At 46.6% G+C, this 6,063-nt stretch carries 3 protein-coding genes; 2 read left to right on the plus strand and 1 reads right to left on the minus strand.

Annotated elements, in window-relative coordinates; genetic code table 11:
* Window positions 1–3 precede the first annotated feature (3 nt).
* Window positions 4–2,238 carry an ABC transporter transmembrane domain-containing protein gene (locus tag AB4263_RS15520; RefSeq protein ID WP_372098482.1) on the plus strand — a complete coding sequence of 745 codons (2,235 nt, stop codon included), beginning with the start codon at window positions 4–6 and terminating at the stop codon, window positions 2,236–2,238.
* Window positions 2,231–3,544 carry an HlyD family type I secretion periplasmic adaptor subunit gene (locus AB4263_RS15525; protein WP_017061737.1) on the plus strand — a complete coding sequence of 438 codons (1,314 nt, stop codon included), beginning with the start codon at window positions 2,231–2,233 and terminating at the stop codon, window positions 3,542–3,544. The genes AB4263_RS15520 and AB4263_RS15525 overlap by 8 nt, the downstream gene beginning before the upstream one ends.
* A 76-nt stretch (window positions 3,545–3,620) precedes the next feature.
* Here the strand turns inward: AB4263_RS15525 and AB4263_RS15530 are convergent.
* Window positions 3,621–6,063, minus strand: a 2,443-nt coding sequence (locus AB4263_RS15530; RefSeq protein ID WP_372098481.1) for a VCBS domain-containing protein, incomplete at its 5' end; no start/stop codon positions are given.

Genomic DNA, 6,063 nt, shown 5'->3' on the forward strand with positions numbered 1-6,063 from the left:
AAAGTGCGATCCCGCCCTGCGAACAACCGTGCAGATACCAGCGGTCGACAAGAGGTGATGAATCATTTAGAAACCGAGAGCCTTTCCGTTCTTAAGCAGTTGGAAGTTAATGCTAATATCCAGTTGTTCGCACATCAATGGGTCGATGAGAATGGCATTGAATCAATCGACGATATGTTTGCCTTGTTCGACAGGCTTGCACTGCCTTATCGCTTGGTTGCCAACCTAGATGAAGTTGGTGAACATAAATTGGTCTTACTGGTACTTGGTGAACATGAGCTGGTCTCTGGTCATTTAGAATCCAAGCAATTTGTTGCCTTTAATGCCAATGACGACATTACCCAGATCCCACAGTTTTGCATCGTTATCGAAGGGCCACCATTAGAGAAGGCCTCTCCTGATTGGGTTGGCGAAAGGTTACATGCGTTTCGTCCCATCATTCCTAAATTGTTGTTGGTCAGCTTTATCACTAACTTATTTGCGCTTGCCGTTCCTTTCATCACGATGTCGATTTATGACCATGTGATTGGCGGTGATGCAGGGCATGAGCTGCAAGGTATCGCCATTGGCGCGGCGTTGTTGTTTGTGATGATGGGTTGGTTGAGAACATTACGTAGCCGAGTGTTTGCTTCAGTTTCCAACCGAGTAAGTCGTGAGATTTCTCAATCCCTCGTGCAGCGTCTGCTTCGTAATAGCTATGCTCAAAATCAGCAAACAGCTTCTTCTAGTCAGCAAAACCAAGTGATGCTGTCAGAGCGTATTTCAGGTGTGCTATCGGGGCCATTAGGAAATGCGCTGTTTGATCTGCCATTCATTCTTATTTTTGTACTTGCGATAGGTGTTTTAGGCGGGTGGTTGGTACTGGTTCCAGTCGTCTCTTTAATCCTTTATTACTTGCTAGCAAAACGCTCGATACGCTCTAGCAGCAAGCGCTCTATGCAATCGACAGTGGCAGGTACGAATCGTCAAAACATGACTAATGAGCTGTCATCCAAGCTTGCCTTTATTCGCAGTGCTGGATTTTCAGAGCACTGGATTCAACGTTTCAAAAAGGCCAATCTTCTTGCTTCAACAGTGACCTTTAATCAATCGGTTCTCCAGAGCCGGTACACCTCGATTTACTATTTCATTGGTGTGGGGTCGACACTCGCCGTGATGGGGTTAGGAATAGGACTTATTTTTGAACAAGTGATGACGCCCGGTGGTTTGATTGCTTCAATGATGTTGATATCTAAGGTGACTGGCCCAGCTCAGGTGTTGGCAAACAGCGCGATGCGTTTTAATAGCTTTAATCAATCCAAGCTGCAAGTGAACCGTATTTTGTCTCAGCCGTCTGAGCGTGAATTCAGTTACCAGCATCACCCGTTACCCGTGGTAGCGCCTAACTTGAAATTAGACCAAGTGACGCTGCGCTATCCCAAACAGAGTCGCCCGGCCTTGAATGGTGTGAGTTTTGATATTGAAGCCGGTGAAATTGTCGCGATTACCGGCCCTTCTGGGAGCGGTAAATCAACATTAATTGAAGTGCTGTCTGGCTTGCAGCCTATCCAAAACGGGATGGTCGAGCTTGAAGGCGTTAACCTCGTTCAATACGATCCGCAGCTTTATCGCCACTGGTGTTTCATTCGAGCCGCATATCCTGATTTGCTTACGCTGAGTATTCGAGAGTGGCTAAACGACGGTCACAAAGTCGAAGATCAGAAAATGATCTCTGCAATTGAAATGGTGGGCGGAAAGCGTTGGTTCGAGACATTATCCGGTGGGCTCGATACTTCCATCAGCAGTATTCAGCCGGACAGCCTTTTTGACATGTTGTCTGGCAGCGTCGCGCAGATCCTCATTGACGCGAAAGCGCTGGTTTATGACTACCCAATGTTCTTAATGGATAATCCTGTGCCTGATGCTCACCCAAATGCTAAACGTATATTTGGTGAATTTGTGCAGTCGAAAAAAGGAAAAGCAACGGTGATTTACACGTCCCACGATCCGGATTTAATCAAGCTTGCCGATAAAGTGGTGGTATTAAATGAAGGTGCAGTGGTTTATGCCGGTCCATTAGAGCCGGAGCAGTCTTCGAAGCAGGAACAGCCTTCAGAGCCTCAAGCTTCTCAAGAACCGCAGTTATCTGAGCAACCGTTATCTCAAGAGCTACAGCCGTCAACTCAAGAGGCGTCTGCTCAACAAAATGCAGCCCAACAAGAACAATCAGAGTCTAAGCAAGGAGTCGCTAATGACTAAACAATCTATCGAGAAGGGCAAGCGCTACGGTGAACTTGTTGAATCACAAAATACGGCTCGTACATTGGCGCTGGCCACATGGTCGGTTGCCTTATGTGTTATTGCTTTTGCCACTTGGTCTGTAGTCACTCAAGTTGATGAAATCGCCAAAGCCAAAGGTGCTGTGATTCCGGAAGGCGAGAAGCAAGTATTACAAAGCGCGATTGGCGGTAAGTTAAAGCAAATTCTCGTTAAAGAAGGCCAGTTGGTAGAGAAAGGCCAGCCGCTTGTTGAGTTTGATGCCACTTTCCAGCGTACCGCCCTTGAAGAGCTAAAGTCCCAACAAGTGACGCTTCTAGCCAGTGTGGAACGTATGAATGCGCTGCTTGAGCAACGTGAGCCTAACCTTGCTGAGTTTGAGGTCGATTACCCAGAGATCGTCAGCCAACAAAAAGCGCAGCTGAACGCGCAAAAAGCCCTCTACTTCCAAAAGCGTGTGGTGCTTGAGAAAGAGAGCGAGCAAATTGCAGAGCAGCTTCGTAGCGTAGAAAAGGCCTTGCCGAGTTATGAGAAAGAGTTAAATGCGACTAAGCAAGAGTTGAACATACTGGAGAAGGGTTATAAAGCGGGTAACATTTCACGTTTACGTGTGCTTGAAATGCGACAAAAATTGGCCAGTATCGAACAGAAAATCGAAGAAGCTCGTGGTAAGAAGTCGGTATTGATTAGACAAGCTGACAGTAATGACCAAAAAATCATACAGCTTCTGGCGGAAGCGAAAGCTAAAGTGAGCGATGATCGTTCTAAAGCCGTCTCTGACTTATCAGCATTGAATGCTAGAGTTCGTTCAAGCCAAGCTAAATTGACGAACACTATGTTAGTGTCACCGCTACAAGGCTTGGTGCAAAGCATACCAAGCACGCAGGATGGTGGTGTTATTCAGCCGGGTGGCACGGTAGTTGAAATTGTGCCTGTCGGAGGGAACGCTGACTTCAAAGCACGTTTGTCCCCAAGAGATATTGGTTTTGTGAGTGTTGGGCAGCCCACTCGAGTCAAGATTGATGCGTTTGATTACAGCCGCTTTGGGGCTTTAAAAGGGGCGGTAGAGAGTATTTCACCGACCACAAGTCAAAGCGAACGTGGCGAGATCTATTATGAAGTTGTAGTGTCGGTTGATACGCCTTACTTCCGTGATAACCCTGAAAGCTTTTCCATACTGCCGGGTATGACGGGTGAAGTAGACATCACAACTGGCGAGAAGTCGGTGTTCCAATACTTATGGAAACCGATTTATACCAATGTTAGCGTGGCGTTTGGAGAGAGGTAAAGTCCTCCACTCTGGCTTGCATAAAAAAGGAGCACATGCCGTGCTCCTTTTTTTATCTAACCGAAGGGGTGATGTTCTAGTTATTTGGGTCTATGTCAGGCAGTCCGTCAACGTCATTATGATGGTGTAAAGAATCATCAATAGATGGGTTATCGGTATGGTGAGACAGCCCATCACTCATACCATCGTCAGTTTGCTCAGCCCCATAAGCACTCTCGGCATCACTGAAAATGATATCGATATCATGCGCTACTGGTACATTGTGTGACGGTGAATCTATAGACGGCGAGTCAGCATTAATACCCAGAGCGTCTAGGTAAGCATGGGCACCAGAACGCTGTTCGTGTTCGCCTATCGCTGTATGTTCTAGGTTTGCCGTCACCTCATCAAAATTAAGAGTAACTTCATCAGGGGTGCTGAAAGAGGCATCCGGTTCATCCGCTTGGCTCATGCCGGGTGCTGGAGGAGGTGATGGAGCGATTGGCGATAAATCCATGCCAGTTAGTGTGGTTTGGTCAATGTGATGTCCGCTGTTTCCATGGACGGATTGCGAGTGCAAATGTAGGTGCACCGCGACTTGTGAGTTTTGATCGCCTCCTAGGGTTAAAACAAACGAGTCGGTTTCGTCTGTACCACTACCGTAAGAGCCTCCTGTATGTGTCTTAACGACGCCTGATGAAGTTTGTTGGTAATCGTAACTCAACTCTCCGGTTGCAGGATTGACATGCAAAGTACCAAATTGACCGTGTAATGCAGTGAGAGAGTGTCCGTGGTGATCTGATATTCCCCAGCCTGTCATTGGCGTAGGCGTTCCTTGGTGAATAATTGGAGGAATTCCGATTGAGGCATGCAGGTCCTGATTGCCTGCACTGCCGGTAATTTTTGCAGGGGCAACTAGGGTTGGCATTGGTGGAACATCGCTGTGTCCATCAATGCGCATTTCAACTTCTTGAGTTGTAATGCCCCCGTGTCCATCATCGACTAATAGAGAAAACTTATCGGTCAATTGTTCACCATTATTTAAAGCATTAACATGGCTATTGCTGTTATTAAGTGTGTAGACCCAAGTTTGTGTATTGCTATTATAGGTAACAGAACCATACTGTGGCTGATGTTGGCTATCAATACTGACAGAATGTTGATCGCTATGATCAACATCGCTGATAATAATTTGCCCAGAGGTCGCATTTGCAGCATCTTCATCAATGTTATGTGCACCTGCGATAGCTTCAGAAACTGTTGGTTTATCATTAGTGCCATGCACATTGATGGTAATAATTTGTTTATCACCACCAGCGGTCGTTACTTCATATTGAACCTGCTCGACTTGCCCTGCCGCTAAGTGCTGAATATTGGCATTGGGAACCGAATAAGCCCAATCACCGGCTTTTCCAATGGTCAGATGACCGCCATAGGGATCACTGACCGCATGGGCATTACGAGTGGCGTAAAAATGATCTTCACCGGCATCAGGATCGATAACATTCAACACGCCAGTGACAAATATCGTATGTTGGGCATCACCTTGTACGTGGCGATCTTCTGTTATTTGACCGCTTTTATCTCCGGCGAAGATCGCAGCATCGCCAACTGCCGAGAGTGTTGTTGATGCACCGGTGTGGGTCACACCACCGTGGGCATCTTTGACGTCATAGCTAAAATGGACATCGCCGTTATAGTCTTTTTCTGGCGTAAAGGTAAAGGTGCCATCGCCATTAATTAATATCGAACCATGGTCGGCGTGTAGGTTCTCAATGGATAATTTGCCAATATCGTTATCATCGATATCAGTTGTGTTAGCAAGTAGCAGTGCTGGGGTGAGGACAATTTTGCTATCTTCTAAGCCATTCGCTAAACGCACTTCAGCCGAGGCAATTGGCGCATCATTGGTGCCATGAACGGTCACTGTGATATCTTTTTTAGCACTGCCATCAATAGATTCAACGGTAAAGGTTTGCTGGAAGCTTTCCCCTGCGCCTAAATGTTGGACTTTATCATTGTCAATATCGTATGACCAATGGCCCTTTGTGTTGATATTGAACCGACCACCTTCGGCGGTGGTGATGGTTTGTGCAATAAAACCGGCTTGGTCGTGATCGGGGTCAATCACGTGTAACGTGCCGCCACTGCTGAGCTGATTAGTGGTATTGCCAAAGGAAGTGTGATCTTCGTAAACATGATTATTGAGGCTGGAGTAGGGCGTTACTTCAATTTTTGCTTGGTTATCTTCACCGGTCACCTTCACCATAATGGTGAGCTTTTGACCATCATTGGTTTCGATTTCGTAGGGGAGCTCCATCGACTCGCCAGCATGTAGGCTACCAATGAGATCGTCCGCATGACGATTGGTAACAGCTTCTAATCTGAATTGATAAGTGCCATTAGGCCAAACATCAAGGTGACCAGGCTCAAACCCTTGGCCTAAATACTTCCCGCTAAAAACAAACTGAGTGTTATCACCACTATCAGGGTCAATTAGCTGAAGCTGGCCTCTATAGAATTTAAATTCACTATCCAGC

Origin of the sequence: Vibrio sp. 10N.261.55.C5, from assembly GCF_041470505.1 — a bacterium.
Taxonomy (GTDB): domain Bacteria; phylum Pseudomonadota; class Gammaproteobacteria; order Enterobacterales; family Vibrionaceae; genus Vibrio; species Vibrio crassostreae_C.

Bases quoted from the DNA above. Each gene is read 5' to 3' on its own strand.
- AB4263_RS15525 (WP_017061737.1), top strand. From the start codon at position 2,231: ATGACTAAACAATCTATCGAGAAGGGCAAGCGCTACGGTGAACTTGTT.